Origin of the sequence: Saccharibacillus endophyticus (genome assembly GCF_013185185.1) — a bacterium.
GTDB classification, from domain to species: Bacteria; Bacillota; Bacilli; order Paenibacillales; family Paenibacillaceae; genus Saccharibacillus; species Saccharibacillus endophyticus.
This window is the reverse complement of sequence record NZ_JAAZWE010000002.1, coordinates 1,191,950-1,207,222: the sequence shown is the minus strand read 5'-3', so window position 1 is coordinate 1,207,222 and position 15,273 is coordinate 1,191,950. Positions and strand designations below refer to the sequence as shown.

General features: G+C 56.0%; 16 protein-coding genes. 10 read left to right on the top strand and 6 right to left on the bottom strand.

Annotated elements, in window-relative coordinates:
- Positions 1-248 precede the first annotated feature (248 nt).
- A complete protein-coding gene (locus HRQ63_RS11125) occupies positions 249-1,028 on the bottom strand; it encodes a Cof-type HAD-IIB family hydrolase (protein WP_172243249.1) in 780 nt (259 codons plus the stop codon).
- A 38-nt stretch (positions 1,029-1,066) separates the two neighbouring features.
- A complete protein-coding gene (locus HRQ63_RS11120; protein WP_172243246.1) occupies positions 1,067-1,843 on the bottom strand; it encodes a Cof-type HAD-IIB family hydrolase in 777 nt (258 codons plus the stop codon).
- A gap of 331 nt (positions 1,844-2,174) precedes the next feature.
- Between HRQ63_RS11120 and HRQ63_RS11115 the strand changes: the two genes are divergently transcribed.
- The 10 genes from HRQ63_RS11115 (at position 2,175) to HRQ63_RS11070 (ending at position 11,221) form a co-directional block, all read left to right on the top strand.
- A complete protein-coding gene (locus tag HRQ63_RS11115) occupies positions 2,175-3,581 on the top strand; it encodes an NAD-dependent malic enzyme (protein ID WP_172243243.1) in 1,407 nt (468 codons plus the stop codon).
- 145 nt (positions 3,582-3,726) lie between these two features.
- On the top strand, positions 3,727-4,461 hold the full coding sequence (locus HRQ63_RS11110) for a copper homeostasis protein CutC (RefSeq protein ID WP_172243240.1): 735 nt from the start codon (positions 3,727-3,729) through the stop codon (positions 4,459-4,461).
- Positions 4,458-5,405, top strand: coding sequence for a response regulator transcription factor (locus tag HRQ63_RS11105; protein WP_172243237.1), 948 nt, complete (start codon positions 4,458-4,460; stop codon positions 5,403-5,405). The genes HRQ63_RS11110 and HRQ63_RS11105 overlap by 4 nt, the downstream gene beginning before the upstream one ends.
- Before the next feature lie 201 nt (positions 5,406-5,606).
- A complete protein-coding gene (locus HRQ63_RS11100) occupies positions 5,607-6,458 on the top strand; it encodes an ABC transporter ATP-binding protein (RefSeq protein ID WP_172243234.1) in 852 nt (283 codons plus the stop codon).
- Positions 6,455-7,153: an ABC transporter permease gene (locus HRQ63_RS11095; protein WP_172243231.1), complete on the top strand. Its 699-nt coding sequence runs from the start codon at positions 6,455-6,457 to the stop codon at positions 7,151-7,153. The genes HRQ63_RS11100 and HRQ63_RS11095 overlap by 4 nt, the downstream gene beginning before the upstream one ends.
- A 47-nt stretch (positions 7,154-7,200) precedes the next feature.
- The gene (locus HRQ63_RS11090; RefSeq protein WP_172243228.1) at positions 7,201-7,413 is read left to right on the top strand and encodes a DUF6440 family protein; all 213 of its coding nucleotides are present in this window, start codon (positions 7,201-7,203) and stop codon (positions 7,411-7,413) included.
- Positions 7,414-7,765: 352 nt separating this feature from the next.
- Complete coding sequence (locus tag HRQ63_RS11085; RefSeq protein ID WP_172243225.1) at positions 7,766-8,566, top strand: ABC transporter permease; 801 nt, start codon at positions 7,766-7,768, stop codon at positions 8,564-8,566.
- Complete coding sequence (locus HRQ63_RS11080; protein WP_172243222.1) at positions 8,563-9,393, top strand: ABC transporter permease; 831 nt, start codon at positions 8,563-8,565, stop codon at positions 9,391-9,393. Before HRQ63_RS11085 ends, HRQ63_RS11080 begins: the two co-directional genes overlap by 4 nt.
- Before the next feature lie 13 nt (positions 9,394-9,406).
- Complete coding sequence (locus HRQ63_RS11075) at positions 9,407-10,459, top strand: ABC transporter ATP-binding protein (protein ID WP_172243219.1); 1,053 nt, start codon at positions 9,407-9,409, stop codon at positions 10,457-10,459.
- A 99-nt stretch (positions 10,460-10,558) separates the two neighbouring features.
- Positions 10,559-11,221, top strand: coding sequence for a DUF998 domain-containing protein (locus tag HRQ63_RS11070; RefSeq protein WP_172243199.1), 663 nt, complete (start codon positions 10,559-10,561; stop codon positions 11,219-11,221).
- Positions 11,222-11,331: 110 nt separating this feature from the next.
- Here HRQ63_RS11070 and HRQ63_RS11065 read toward each other — a convergent pair whose 3' ends face one another.
- From HRQ63_RS11065 to HRQ63_RS11050, 4 genes are all read right to left on the bottom strand, one after another.
- Complete coding sequence (locus tag HRQ63_RS11065) at positions 11,332-11,793, bottom strand: HD domain-containing protein (protein WP_172243197.1); 462 nt, start codon at positions 11,791-11,793, stop codon at positions 11,332-11,334.
- Between the two features lie 27 nt (positions 11,794-11,820).
- Positions 11,821-12,153, bottom strand: a complete 333-nt coding sequence (locus HRQ63_RS11060) for a PadR family transcriptional regulator (protein ID WP_172243194.1) — start codon at positions 12,151-12,153, stop codon at positions 11,821-11,823.
- Between the two features lie 171 nt (positions 12,154-12,324).
- Entirely contained in the window at positions 12,325-13,851 is a 1,527-nt protein-coding gene (locus HRQ63_RS11055) for a glycine betaine uptake BCCT transporter (RefSeq protein WP_172243191.1), read from the bottom strand.
- A 344-nt stretch (positions 13,852-14,195) separates the two neighbouring features.
- Positions 14,196-15,026: an aldo/keto reductase gene (locus HRQ63_RS11050; protein ID WP_172243188.1), complete on the bottom strand. Its 831-nt coding sequence runs from the start codon at positions 15,024-15,026 to the stop codon at positions 14,196-14,198.
- Between the last annotated feature and the right edge of the window lie 247 nt (positions 15,027-15,273).

Here is a 15,273-nt window from a genome sequence, read left to right as displayed (position 1 = left end):
GCTTGAACTTAACTGTTTTAAAAATCTTTTCCCCTATACAAAAAAGGCGGCAAATACGCCGCCTTTTGCTTTGAGGTTTATGAGTCGGTAAACGGCAAGGGCAGAGGGGGAATTTCAGTGCAGGAGTGAAACGTTCGCCTTTGCAATCGGGAAGCTTCCATTTAAACCTCATCCTGCTTCCCGATTGCAACACGCGACCGAAACGAAATTCCCCCGGCGCCCCTAAGCCATTACCAACGAATAGGATCTTAAAGCAGTCCGGCCAATTTGAGGCCGTGCGCGATCCCGTCATCCTCGTTCGTCTTCGTGACCCACTTGGCGACCGCTTTGACTTCAGGCAGCCCGTTGCCCATCGCGACGCTGTTGGGAATGCCGCTCAGCATTTCCATGTCGTTCAGCGCATCGCCGAACGCATATTGGCGCTCGGGCGGAATGCCGAGCTTTTCCGTGATTTTGCGGATGCCTTCGAGCTTGCTTCCGCCCGCCGGCAGCACGTCCGCGGAGATCGGGCTCCAACGGATAAACGACAGGGCAGGGAAGACCGCGTCGTACAGCTTTTGATCTTCTTCGTTACAGAACAGCGAAGCCTGATATACAAAGCCCGTTTTATAAAAATCCGGGTCCGGCGTCGCCAGCGAAATGTAGTTGAACAGCATCCCGAAGCCCTGCGCGACGAATTCGTCGTTCGGCACGGTCGCTTTCATCTCTTCGTCGTCGATCAGAATGACCGGATGATTATGCTTCATGGCGATCTCCGTCATTTGCTTCAGCGAATCTTTATTGATCGGATTGGTGTAGATGACCTGCCCGTTCAGCACGACATACTGTCCGCTGTAACTCACATACGTATCGATGCCCAGCTCTTCGCGGATTTCTTTGAACATGAATTGCGGGCGTCCGGTCGCGATCGCGACGATATGCCCTTGCTTTTTCAATTCGGCGATCGCGTCCTTGGCCGATTGCGGCACGTTTTTTTGTTCGTCGACCAACGTGCCGTCAATATCGAAAAAGATAATGCTTTGCTCCATGGTTGTACCCCCGTTTCTTTTTGTCGTCGTGCTTGAATTTACAGCAATCCCGCCAGCTTCAGCCCGTGCGCGATGCCGTCTTCGTTGTTCGAAGTGGTGACCCACTTGGCGGCGTCTTTCGCTTCCTGCAGGCCGCTGCCCATCGCGACGCTGTTGGGAATGCCTTTTAACATCTGAAGATCGTTCAGCGCATCGCCGAACGCATATTGACGCTCCGGCGGAATGCCGAGTTTTTCCGTGATTTTGCCGATGCCTTTGAACTTGCTGCCTCCCGAAGGAAGAACGTCGACGGAAAAAGGATGCCAGCGGACGAAATCGAATGCGCTGACCAACGATTCGTACGGCTGTTCTTCGCCTTCCGCGCAGAACAGCAGCGATTGATAGATGAAACGGTCTTTGTAATACGTCGGATCGTGCGAAGGCAAAATGCCGACGTTCAGCGTGCCGATGCTTTCGTTCACGCGTTCGCTGTCCGGAACGTTGGCGCGCATGTCTTCATGATCCATGTAGACGATGGCGTGTTCGTTTTGCAAAGCGATGTCCGTCAGGTTCTGAAGCGCCTGGGCGTTCAGCGGGTTCGTGAACAAGACTTCGCCTTCGAGCACCACGTACGAGCCGTTATAGCTCACGTAGGTGTCGATGTCCAGTTCCTTGCGGATATGATCGAAAAAGAAAGGAGCGCGGCCCGTCGCGATCGCGACGATATGACCTTGCTCTTTCAATGCTGCGATTGCTTCGCGGGTCGATTCGTTAACTTGCTTTTCGTCGTTCAGGAGCGTGCCGTCAAGATCGAAAAAGATAATGCTTCTCTCCATGTGCGTTTCCCTCCGGATGCGTATGTCGCGACAAGTATTTCAATATGCCGCGCGTTCGCTATTTTTTCTGTATCCCTATTTATCTATTCGGATGCTCTCTCTGTCTCTCCCAGTATAACATGAGGAAGGCAAGTGAAACTTTCGTTAACAAACTTTACGCAATCCTTTATCGAATCGCGCACGACGAAGCGGAAGAAATTCGCGGGCAAAAGGTCCGGCAAGCGGAGACAAGATAGTTATGCTATAATAATGTCGATTTCCATGTAAGCGTTATCAGTTAGCGGGCGAGGTCTTGCGCTTCTCCCCATCCCGTATCCGCAGGAGGTAGACGATGGCTCTTGGAACAAGCATGATCATACGTTTGCAAATGGACAAAAGAGAAGTCACGTTCGGCGAAGTGGCGGGCGCGATCGGCGACGGCGGAGGCGACGTGGTGGCGATCGACGTGATCCACGCCAGCCCCGACCATACGATCCGCGATTTGACGGTCAACCTGCCCGAAAAAATGCGCGAATCGGTGCTCGAAGCGGTCGAAGCGCTGCCGGGCGTTACGATCGTCAACGTATCGGACCGGACGTTCCTGGCGCATTTGGGCGGCAAAATCGAGATCCAATCGAAGTCTCCGGTCAAAAACCGCGAGGATCTGTCCCACGTCTACACGCCGGGCGTAGCCAAAGTGTGCCGTGCGATCCATGAAGATCCGCAGAAAGCTTTTACCCTGACGATCAAACGAAACACGGTTGCCGTCGTATCCGACGGAACCGCCGTGCTGGGTCTCGGCGATATCGGCCCGCGGGCGGCGATGCCGGTCATGGAGGGCAAAGCGATGCTGTTCAAGCAGTTCGCGGGCGTCGACGCTTTCCCGATCTGTCTCGACACGAAGGACACCGAAGAAATCATCCGTACCGTCAAATTGATCGCTCCGGCATTCGGCGGCATCAATCTGGAAGACATCGGTTCGCCGCGCTGCTTCGAGATCGAGCGCAGGCTGACGGAAGAACTGGATATCCCCGTTTTCCACGACGATCAGCACGGAACGGCGGTCGTCGTGTTGGCGGGTTTGCTGAACGCGCTCAGCATCGTCGGCAAAAAGCTGGAAGACGCCAAAATCGTGCTGCTCGGCGTCGGCGCGGCCGGTTCGGCGTGCATCAAAATGATGCTGTCGGCCGGCGCCCGCAACGTGATTGCGGTCGACCACTGCGGCGCGCTGCATAAAGCCGATAAATACGATAATCCGATGTGGGAATGGATCGCGGACAACTGCAATCCGCACGGAGAGACCGGACAGCTGGAACAGGTCATCGCGGGAGCCGACGTCTTCATCGGCGTATCCCGTCCTAACCTGTTGACGCTTGATCATATCAAGTCGATGGCTGCCGATCCGATCGTGTTCGCGATGGCCAACCCCGATCCCGAGATCGATCCCGAATTGGCGGAGCCGCATGTACGCGTGCTCGCGACAGGCCGCAGCGATTTCCCGAACCAGATCAACAATGTCCTGTGCTTCCCGGGCATGTTCCGCGGCGCTCTCGACTGCCGCGCCAGCGTGATCAACGAAGCGATGAAAGTCGCCGCCGCCCAAGCCATCGCATCCGTCGTCGAAGACGACGAGCTGAACGAGCAGTACATCATCCCGAGCGTATTCAACGACAAAGTCGTCGACCGCATCCGCGACGCCGTCGTCAAAGCCGCGATGAAAACCGGCGTAGCACGAAGAGTACCTCCGGAATTCCGTTAAGCGCAAGCCGGGGATGCATCGAAAGACGTTTCGAAATCCAGACTGCCGGAAACGTCCGGCAGTCTTTTTGAGGTACAATGAACCCGATGAAGAAATACAGACCACACGAGAATCGGATTCCGATCATTGAAAAGGAGGAATTTCCATGCTGCTTGAAGTGATTGCCTGCACGCCGGAAGAAGCCGCGGCAGCGGAAAGGGGAGGCGCGGACCGGATCGAGTGGATCGCCGATCCGCAGGTCGGCGGCGTGACGCCGGACCTGTCTTTGGCGGCGGAGATGCGCCGCGCCGTTCAAGTGCCGATCCGCGTCATGGTCAGGCCGCGGGGAGGCGGGTTCGTCTACGCCGAAGACGAACTGGAGCTGATGCGGCGGGATATTCGCCGCATCGCCGCCGCAGGCGGACTGGACGTCGTGACCGGCGCGTTGACGCCGGAGGGGACGGTGGATCAGTCCGCGCTGGAGGGACTGATGGACGCGGGGCCCGGCCTCGCGTTCACGTTTCATCGCGCGTTCGACGAGGCGGAAGACCTCGGAGAAGCGCTGAAAGCCTTGTCCGTCTACCCGCAGGTGACGGATATTCTGACTTCGGGCGGAGCGCCGAGCGCGCCCGAAGGAGCCGAACGGCTCGCGGAGCTGCTGCGCGGCTCGAAGGCGGGCAAGCCGCCCGAGATTTTGGCGGGCGCGGGCCTGACGGCGGAGAATTTGCCTTCTTTTCTCAAGGCAACCGGCGCGGCGCGGATACATATCGGTTCCGCGGCCCGCTTCGACGGCAAAGCCTCGGCACTCATCGATCCCCGGCGGATTCGCGCGATCCGAACGATTTTGGAGCGTCATGTTACGGGTATGCGCACCTGCGGAAAAGGCGAGATTTCCCGATGACCCATGTGAATATGGATTTTGGAGGCGGGGAAGAAGAAGGGCTGCCGAGCTTCTCTTTGGAGCTTCGAACCGCCCAAGCCTCGGCGGTCTACAGCGACATGGACATGCAGGCATTGTTGGTGCAGGGGCTTCATCGGCGACAAATTCCGGTTTTCGACTTCGAAGACGGCCTGTACGAACGTCTGACGGTAGAAGACAATATCGCTTTTTACCGCAAATGGTTCGGGTTCGAAGTCACCGTGCCCGAGCTTTTGGTTTTGTTCGAGCTGCAAGGCTGCGCGGAGCGTCCGCTGCGCAAATGTTCCGAATCCGAGCTTCGCCGCGTCCATTACGCGAAAGCTTATATCCGCAGCTCCGGCTTGATAGTGTTCCGCGAGCCGGTGCAAGGCGTGGACGTGCTGACGATCCGGGTGTTTTTGCGCATGCTCGGCAGGATCAAAGAACGTCCGGCAGCCGCTTTGGTCCTTCTCTCGAATCTGGAGCACGCGCTGCTGCTCGGTGACTTATCGTACAAGCTTCAGCCGAGCGGTTTGCGGCCGATCGAGACGGACGAAGAGGAGGCGGCGCTGTCCGACGCAGGCAAAACGGACGTCCCGGCGAGTGCGAGATTATTCCGGATTCCGGCTAAAGTGGACGACAAAATGATTTTGTTCGATCCGCCGGAGATCGACTACATCGAGAGCCAGGACGGCAAAGCGGCGATCATCGTAGACGGGGAGACGTATATGATGGACTGCACGCTGGCGGAAATCGAGAAGAAGTTGGAGCTGTACGGGTTTTACCGCTGCCACCGTTCGTATATCGTGAATCTTCAAAAGGTGCGGGAGATCATTACCTGGTCCAAAAATGCCTATTCGCTCCGAATCGATAACAAGCAGCAGTCCACGATCCCGCTTTCGCGTTCCAAAATTCAGGATATCCAGGAGCGGTTCAGTCTGGAGTAAGCCTCGGCAGTCGTTCGAAGCGCAGGCGTCGTTTCGGTCGAAAACGGTACGATTCCGCTTTTCGCGGCTGCAATCTGTATGCTTTTCGGCCGTTCTCCGGTACATTTCGTCTTCTCCAAGGTACGTCTGACCGCGATATGACTGCGTTTCCGGCATTTTCCCTTTACGATGGAGGCAGTTCAGCGAAAGGGAGGATTCACCATGGAACAAGCGATCGAAGTCAAAGGGCTGAGCAAAGTGTTCGGCGAAAGCACCGCGATTAAAGGCATCGGATTCGGCGTGAAAAAAGGAGAGATTTTCGGACTGCTCGGTCCGAGCGGATCGGGAAAAACAACCACGATCAAGATCTTGACGGGGGAGCTTGAAGCGAGCGGCGGACAAGTGCAAGTGCTGGGCAAGCATCCCGCGGAATTCGGAAGTTCGGATTTTAAATCGCGGATCGGTCTGTTGTCGGACAACAGCGCGTTGTATGAGCGCTTGACCGTATACGATAATCTGAAACTGTTTTGCCGTCTGTACGATGTCCCCCTTCAGCGGATCGACGAGATTTTGCAGGAGGTCAACTTGGGGGAAGCTCGCAAACAAACCGTGTCCAAATTGTCCAAAGGCATGAAGCAGCGCGTGCTGCTGGCGAAGGCGTTGATTCACAAGCCCGACCTGGTATTTTTGGATGAGCCGACGTCGGCGCTCGACCCGCAAAACGCGGCGCATATTCATCTGGGTCTGCAAAAGCTTAACGACGCGGGCACGACCATTTTTCTGACGACCCACAATATGGAGGAAGCGGCTTTGCTGTGCGACCGGGTAGCCTTTTTGCATCTCGGCGAATTTCAGGAATTGGACAGTCCCGAGGCGCTGCGCTACAAGTACTCGACGCATGCTTTTCACGTGGAGACGTTCTCGGGCGAACGGCTGGCGATCGATAACGGACCGGCAAGCGCGGATCGGATTCGGGAGCTTGTGGCCGCCGGGGAAGTCAAAGCGATGCACACGGACAATCCGACATTGGGGCAAATCTTTTTGAAAGTCACGGGAAAGGAGCTGGAACAATGAGCGTTCGACGCATAAGCGCCATTTTCGAAAAAGACCTGAAGGATCTGTTGAAAAATCCGATGCTGCTCATTCCGATCTTGATTCCGATCATTATCGCCGTGACGTTCGACCGCGTGACCCGGCAGGCCGAGTTTCCGTTGACGGCTGCTTACATGATTATCGGAGGGATGTTTGCCGTCGTCACTTCGGGCACGATTCTGTCCATGATGTCGGAGGAGAACGAGAAGAAGACGCTGCGCGGGTTGATCCAATCGCCCGCGTCGCTGCTCGATATCGTGGTCGGCAAAAGCATGGTGACCGGAATCGCGACGCTGGTTTCGTTGGTCGTTTCGATTCTGATTATAGGCATCGACGCTTTTTTGAACGTGAAAATGCTGGCGGCGTTGGCGTTATTGTTCGTGTTTTTCCTGCTGCTCGGCGTCTCGATGGCGTTGTTTTCGAAATCGACCGCGGCCACGACGGGGCTGCTGATGCCGTTCTCGTTCCTGTTCGGTTTCACGCCGATGATCGGAGCGTTGAATATCGTCCCGGAAAACGGAATCGCGGGACGAGCATTGGAGCAATTCCCGGTGATGCAGGCGCTTGAGCTGCATCAGGGCGGTTCATGGACGTCGCTCGCGGTTATGGCCTTATGGACGGCAGCCGCCGCGTGCATCGCTTTCCTATGCTTCCGCAAAGCGATGAAGGATCATTGAGCGGCTCGGAAAACGAGTATCCGATTACGGAAAGGAGGAACTTGCGCATGCTGTTTCGCAAACAAAAAGAAAACCGGTTTTACGAGAAATCGACCGATTACCTGCCGGAACTCGGAACGACCAAAATCACTATTTTGGTGGATAGAGAGACCGGGGTGAATTACGTGTATACCTGGAGCGTGCCGAATTCGAGCGGAGGCCTCACGCCGCTGCTCGACCGGAACGGGAACGTCGTCGTGGACGAAATCGGGGAAGCTTGAACCGCCTGAAGGCCGGAAGCGGGCGCACGCGCGGGTGCTTGCTTACGGAATGCCGTCCGCTCGAATCATTCCCCGCGCAAGCGAACGGCGTTTAAGCCGCGGAAGCCGGATCGCGGTTTCCGTCGGTTTTTTCGCGTGCGGAAAAACATCATCCCCACGCGGGAAAATGCTTCTCTCCTTCCGCCGGACTTTGCCTAACACTGTCTCCGCGCCGCCGTTCGTTTTTCCTTTTCCCTGAAAAATAACGCTTGCATTCCCTGATCTCTTCTTGATATAGTAGTGACCTTCTCTTTTTTTCACCTTGTCTGAAGTGGACGTTTACCGTCAACGCAAAGCTTATCGGAGGTGTACGATGATTTCTTTCAGGAGCAATACCCGGCTTTACCAGACGTTGGCCGCCAAGGCTTACGCGCGCAACATCCAGTACAGAGGCTCGCATCTGCTGCATAATTTCGCGAGCGCCGCTTTCGGTTATCTGTACGCCTGCATCTGGATCGGACTCGGCCGCGACCACTCGCTCGGCGATTACGGGACGATCGGAATGCTGCACTATATCACCTTCACTCAGACCTCCCTATGGGTCGCGAGCTTCACAACCATGGGACTCGGGATTCCGCAGTCGGTCCGCACCGGACAGATTGCGCTCGATTTGATGCGTCCGGTGCACCTGTTCGCGCATCTGATGGCGAAAGAATGGGGGCAGATCGCGTATCAGTTCCTGTACAAGTCGATCCCCATCTACATCGTCATGCAGCTTGCGCTCGGCCTGACCCCGATCGACGGCGGACGCACGCTGCCCTTGGCGCTAACGGCTCTCGCGGGCGCGGCGTACATGGCGATCTGCATGAATTACATGATGGGGATCAGCGCGTTATGGACGACGGAATCTTCCTGGCTGTATTGGGGCAATCAGGCGCTGATGAATCTGCTTGCCGGGTTCTTTATTCCGCTCGAATGGCTGCCCGGCTGGCTGCAAACCGTGGCGTGGGCGTCTCCGTACCCGTTCATGCTGTATGCGCCGACGCAGTTTTATTTGGGAAAAGGCGATCCCGTGCTGCTGCTCGGAACGCTGGCGTGGTGCGCCGCGTTGACTTTGCTGTGCATGCTGTCCACCAAAGCGCTGCGGCATAAGGTGGAGGTGCAGGGCGGATGAATGAGCGAAGGGCAACAGATCGACAGGCCTCGCTGCGGAATTACATAAAGTTGTATCTCATCCTGATTCGCACCAGCGTTCGGAGCCGGATGCAGTATCGGTTTAATTTTGCGTTCGGAACGGTATTGGCCGCGATTATTCAACTGTCCGAGTTTCTGATGATCGCGATCGTGCTGGCGAAGTTCGGCGCGGTGCGCGGTTGGACGATGCACGAGGTCGGATATTTATTTGCCGTGATGACGCTCGCCAAGACGCTGTACCGCACGTTCGGCAATGAAGTGCACAATCTGGAACGTTATCTGGTGGAAGGCGAGTTGGACCAACTGCTGACCAAGCCGCTTCCGGTGCTGCTGTCCTTGCTGCCGCGCGGATTTCGGATCATGTTCGGCGAAGTGATCCAGGGCGGTGCGATTTTGGCATGGTCGCTGGGGCAGATGCTGCATAGCGGACAGATCTCGTGGTGGGCGATTCCGCAGACGATTTTTGCCATCGTGACCGGCGGAGTGGTGCTGTTCGCGATCGGAATGGCGACGGCGACGTGCGGATTTTGGACGACGCGAATCTCTATGCTGCAAAATATGACCGAAGACGCGGCGCAGACGGCGGCGCGTTACCCGCTAACGTTGTATCCGGGTTGGATGTCGGGATTGCTGCTCACGGCGATCCCTGTCGGGCTGGTCGGATACTTGCCTGCGCTGTACATTTTGCGGGGCGAGCTGGGACTGTGGGTGTTTCCGGTGCTTGCCGCTGCTTCGTGTCTGGTCGTCCTGCTGGCGCTGCGTTTTTGGAAATTCGGGATCAGCAAATATCAGAGCACGGGAAGCTGAGAGGAGGACGAGCATGGAAACGATAAGTAGCAGGGCTGTGCCGACCGTTCAAGCTGAACGCGAAGCGGCAATCGAAGCGGTCGGACTGTGCAAAAGCTTTAAAACGCCAGTCGTGGCACAGGGGCGGTTCTCGGGGATTCGTTCGTTGTTCTCGCGGGAGTATACGACCAAGGAAGCGGTGCGGGATATCGGGTTTACGGTGGAAAAAGGAGACTTCGTCGGTTACATCGGTCCCAACGGGGCGGGGAAATCGACGACGATAAAAATGTTGACCGGCATCCTGCATCCTTCTTCCGGAAGTGTAAGGTTGGCCGGCATTGATCCGCATCGTGACCGGTTGCGCTGCGCTTCGAGACTCGGCGTGGTATTCGGCCAGCGCAGTCAGTTGTGGTGGGATCTTCCGGTGAAAGACTCGTACGATATTTTGGCGCATATGTACGGGGTGTGCGATGCGGATAAAGCCAAGCGGCTCGGCGAATTCGCGGAGCTGCTGGATTTGGATGAGTTCTGGGACACGCCCGTGCGCAAGCTGTCGCTCGGTCAGCGGATGCGCGCGGATATCGCGGCAGCGATGCTGCATGATCCCGAGCTGCTGTTTCTGGACGAGCCGACGATCGGGTTGGACGTGAATGCCAAGCGCAATATCCGGGGCTTTTTAAAAGTATTGAACGAGGAATTCGGCAAAACGATCCTGCTCACCACTCATGACATGGACGATATCGAGCAGCTTTGCCGCCGCGTAATGGTGATCGGCGGCGGTCGGCTGACCTATGACGGCACAGTGGAAGGATTGCGCCGGGAGATCGGGCTGCCGACGGAGATCAAGGTGACGTACCGGGCTGGATATGTGCTGCCAAGGCAAGGCGACGACCTGATCATCGCGGCCGACAGCAGCTTCGCGATGCGCATCGTGTCCCGAACCGAGTCTACGTTGACCGTCGAGGTCAATCGGCAGGACGTTCGGACGATGGACGTACTGCGTGAACTGGGGCAGCGGGGCGAGATCGAGGACGTGGAGATGCGGGAGCCGGACTTCGAAGAAATCATTCGGCGGGTGTACGGATGACGGATGCTTTATAATGAATGAGATCGCTGTGATCGGCATTCGAGGATGTCGGTATGCTTGATCGCAGCGCCGTATTCGAAGTTGACGGAGGAACCCGATATGTCAGTGGAACTACAGCTGGAAAAGAAAGTTGCTCGCAGGGTCGCGTTCGGTTCGATATCCTTCATGCTCGGCGCCGTGATCTATGTGCTGACGGAAGCGATCTCGGCCTATGCCTGGCAGGAGCCGACTTACCGCTACGCCTATAATTACATCAGCGACCTGGGCGTTGCCGGACCGCTGACGATCGACGGGCGGGAGGTGTTGTCGCCGCTGGCCTGGGTCATGAATGCCGGATTTATGGCGCATGGGCTGTTATTCGCGTTGGGGTACTGGCTCCTGCTCCCGCTGCTCGAAGGAAAAGCAAAGTTCCTCGCGCTTGCGGCGGCCGTGATCCACGGCATCGGAAACGTCATGATCGGCTATTTTCCCGGCGTCTCTTATGACGGCCTAAGTCCGCACCTGATCGGCGCGGGTCTGGCGATCATCGGCGGGAATCTGGCGGTGATGCTGGGAGGCGCGTCGATTCGGCGGTCGCATCCCGGCTTAGGTCGGAGCGGTGTCGGGTTGGGAGCATTCGGACTTTTGGCGCTAGGAATCATGGTCTCGGGCATATTCGGTCATCCCGCCGTGTTCGAACGGCTCTCGGTTTACTCGATGACGGCATGGGACCTGATTTTCGGCTTTACTATGCTGCCGGCTTTCAGGCCGGGACGAAAATAAAGCATGCGAAGAACCTTCGACTCCGCTTTTGTGGCGGGGCGAAGGTTCTTTTCGTTTCGGTATCCCGAAAACCGAGGCTCTGTTCCGAGTCTTCCTTATGGATCGAGGGATTAGGCATCGGGCGTCTGACCGTCCGCTTCTTGCGCCTCGTCATGGGAAAGCAGCGTATCCAAAGCCCGACTGTATTTCAGCAGGCGTTTTTGATCTTTTTCCGACGGTTTTTTGATGCGGGTCAGATCCATATTGTCTTGCAGATCGAGAATTTTGACCCGCGCGGCGAGCCGATTTTCCTTGATCCGTAAAATGAACTCGTGATAAGTCTCCTCTTCGCGACGGGATAGCCGGTCGATCGCTTCCACGATTTCGTCGGAAAAGCCTTCTTTGCGCAGATCGTCCAAAGTCAGGTCGGTATCCTCGATCGTGTCGTGCAGCACGGCGGCGATCTGTTCCTCCTCGGTGAGCGCTTTGAGCATCAGGCGAAGCGGGTGGAAGACATAGGGACGGCCGCCTTTATCGGTCTGGCCTTCATGGTATTGAGCGGCAAGAGCGATTGCGCGAGCTAGCGTAGACATCGAAATTCCTCCTTTTGCCTTCTAAAATTAAGCTTGTTCAAGCGGCAGCAGTTCTGCGACGTTCCGGTAGAGTTCCGAAATGCGAAGAGCTTCTTCCCGCAAAATGACCTTTCCGGATTCGGTGGCGAGGTAAAATTTCTTGCGTTCGATCTCGGCAGTTTGAATAATCAGGCCGTCGCCTTCCAGCTTCGCCAGACTTTGATAAAGGGTGCCGGCTCCCAGCGCAATCCGGCCGGACGTCAGAGATTGCACATGCTGCATAATACCGTAGCCGTGGCGTTCCTCCCTGAGCGAAAACAAAATATAGAACATCGTTTCGCTCATCGGGAGAAATCGTTTACGGACTTTGTCGAGGTCCATGCGTGCTCCTTTCTCGTATATCGCGTCGTGATGTAGTGAATGTGTTCAATATACCTCGCATCTCCGCGTCTTGCAACGCGAAACGAGCAGATCTCTGCAGGCCGACCCTATCGCTGCGCATGAAAAAGCGAGCTTGCCGAAATTCGACAGGCTCGCTCAGTGGCATGGGAATCAAACTTGAGTTTCCGCTTTTTTCGGCGGCTTGCGTTTGCTCGGTCCCATTTCGTGCGAATCTTTGTTCAAGACTTTGATCAGGCTGACCGCCATCGCGATGATGACGAAAGAGAACGGGAAGGCCGAAATAATCATCATATTTTGCAAAGCTTGAAGACCGCCCGAATACAGCAGAACCAATGCCATAGCCGTAAGCATGATACCCCAAGTCGCTTTAAGGACGTTATTCGGATTTTGAGCGCCGCCTGTCGTCATCATGCCGAGCACGAACGTGCCGGAATCGGCCGAAGTGACGAAGAAAATCGCGATCAAGCCGATCGCAAGAATCGAAATCGCCATGCCCCAAGGATAGGTTGCAAGCATACCGAACAATGTTTCTTGGGGAACGAGTTGGGACAGCATGGCTTTGCCGCTGCGTTCAAGCGAGATCGCCGATCCGCCGAACACCGAGAACCAGATAAATCCGATCAGCGAAGGGGCCAGCAGTACATAAGCGACGAATTCGCGGATGGTGCGGCCTTTCGAGACTCGGGCAATGAAAATCCCGACGAACGGCGACCACGAGATCCACCAAGCCCAATAAAAGATCGTCCAAGTATTGATCCATTCCCGGTTCTCCGGATTAAGAGGCGCGATACGGAAGCTCATGGTGATGAAGTTCTGCAAATAGCGTCCCAAGGAGTCGGTGAACAGATTAAGCGTGAACAACGAAGCGCCGAACGCGAATACCACTACGCACAATGCCGCCGCCAAAATCATGTTCACGTTGCTGAGAATCCGGATGCCCTTATCCAACCCGCTCAGCGCGGACGCCATGAACATAACCGTCACGACCAGAATGATGATGAACTGGGTGAGGATGTTTGACGGAATGCCGAACAGGTAAGAAAGTCCGCCGTTGATTTGAACCGCGCCGAAGCCGAGCGAAGTCGCGACCCCGATGACGGTGGCCAGCACGGCTACGACGTCGATCGTTTTGCCGATCGGACCTTGCGTATGCCGTCCGAGTACAGGCGTCAGCGTCGAACTGATTAGCGCAGGCTGTCCTTTGCGGAACATGAAATAAGCCAGGGACATCGCGACCAGACCGTATACGGCCCATGCGTGAACGCCCCAATGGAAAAAGGTGAACTGCATCGCTTCGCGCACGGATGTTTCCGTGCCGACTTCCCCGGTAGGTGAACTGACCGCATAATGATTGAGCGGTTCGTAGGCGCCGTAGAACACGAGACCGATACCGACGCCCGCGCTGAACAGCATCGCCAGCCACGTAGGGCGCGAATAGTCGGGCGTATCGTCCTGTTTGCCCAGCTTGATCCGGCCGAGCGGGCTGACGAGCAGATAGATGCAGACGCCGACGAAGGCGGTCACCGCAATCAGGTAATACCAGCCGAAAGTATCCGTCATCACGGATTGAACATAGTTTGTACCTTGTTCGAGCGCATCGGGAGCGATAACGCCGATCGCGACGAGCACGACGAGAATTGCCGCCGATATGTAAAACACGCTGGTTGCTTGCTTCATTTTTTCACTTCCGTTTCGAAGGAGTTTGCACATTTGTCGAATTTGGTTGACTGCTTATTACATACACCGAACTTTGCGTAACGACGCAACGCAATCTTGCCCCGAATCATCGAAACCGTTATCAGTTCAAGAACGGCAAGCGATCGAGAGAGCAAAAAAATAATAAGAAGCGTCGCTTCGGATGCGGATTCCACCCAAGCGGCGGATCTGCCGCACGAAGCGCCGCCCGTCGAACGAAACGTGCCGGGAGGACTGAATCGAGCAGCGCTCCGAAAATGAAAAATCCGCTTTCCGGCATCGGAAAGCGGATAAAGTAAAGGAAAATCGGACGTATGCGAACAGGATCAGAAATTGAAGTTGTCCGGGTCCGGGCCGGTACGCTCGTTTTTGTTCAAAGCTTCGAGCGCGGTCACGTCTTCCGGCGTCAAAGTGAAGTCGAACAGGTCGGCGTTTTCGACGATGCGGCTTTCTTTGACGGAGCGGGTCAGCACGACCACGCCTTTGTCCAACACCCAGCGAAGCAGGATCTGCGCCGGGGATTTGCCGTATTTGTCGCCGAGGCCCGTCACGACTTCGTTATCGAACAGCAGGCCGCGCGCAAGCGGCGACCAGGCTTCGACCTGAATGCCTTTTTTCGCGCAGTAGTCCAGCAGCTCGTTTTGGGTCAGCAGCGGATGGAATTCCACCTGATTGACCGCCGGCACGACTTCCGCGTCCTCGAGCAGGTCGTCGAGGTGGTGCGGCTGGAAGTTGCTGACGCCGATCGCGCGGATGCGGCCGTCTTTGTACAGCTTTTCCATCGCGCGCCAAGTGTCTTTGTATTTGCCTTTGACCGGCCAGTGGATCAGGTAGAGGTCGAGCACGTCGAGCCCCAGCTTTTCCATCGTCGCGTCGAAAGCGGCCAGCGTTTCTTCGTAGCCTTGATCGCCGTTCCATACTTTCGAGGTGATGAACAGACCGTCGCGGTTCGCGCCCGATTCGCGGATCGCTTCGCCCACGCTTTTTTCGTTTTTATAAGCGGCGGCCGTATCGATTCCGATATAACCGGCTTTGATCGCCGCGTTCACGGAATTTTTCGCTTCGTCGCCGTCTTCTACCTGCCATACGCCAAGACCGAACCAAGGCATCTCCACGCCGTTGTTCAACTTTACTTTCGCGTTCAAACTCGTCGTCATCGAAAAATCCTCCTTGTCGTCCACAAATTGGGCAAACGTCCCGACACCGCATTGCTGCCTTATATCGGGGTATTGCCATACAGTTACTAATTATAACAAAGTTCTTTCGCATAACAAACCCATCTATAACATACCCTTCGTGTCCGCGTTCAATCCGTTTTGAAAAAAGAACCGCAAAAAATTCGAGCCCGACCGCATGCACGGGCGGGCTCGAATTCGTTTTGGCGCAAAAGACGGCATTCGCGAT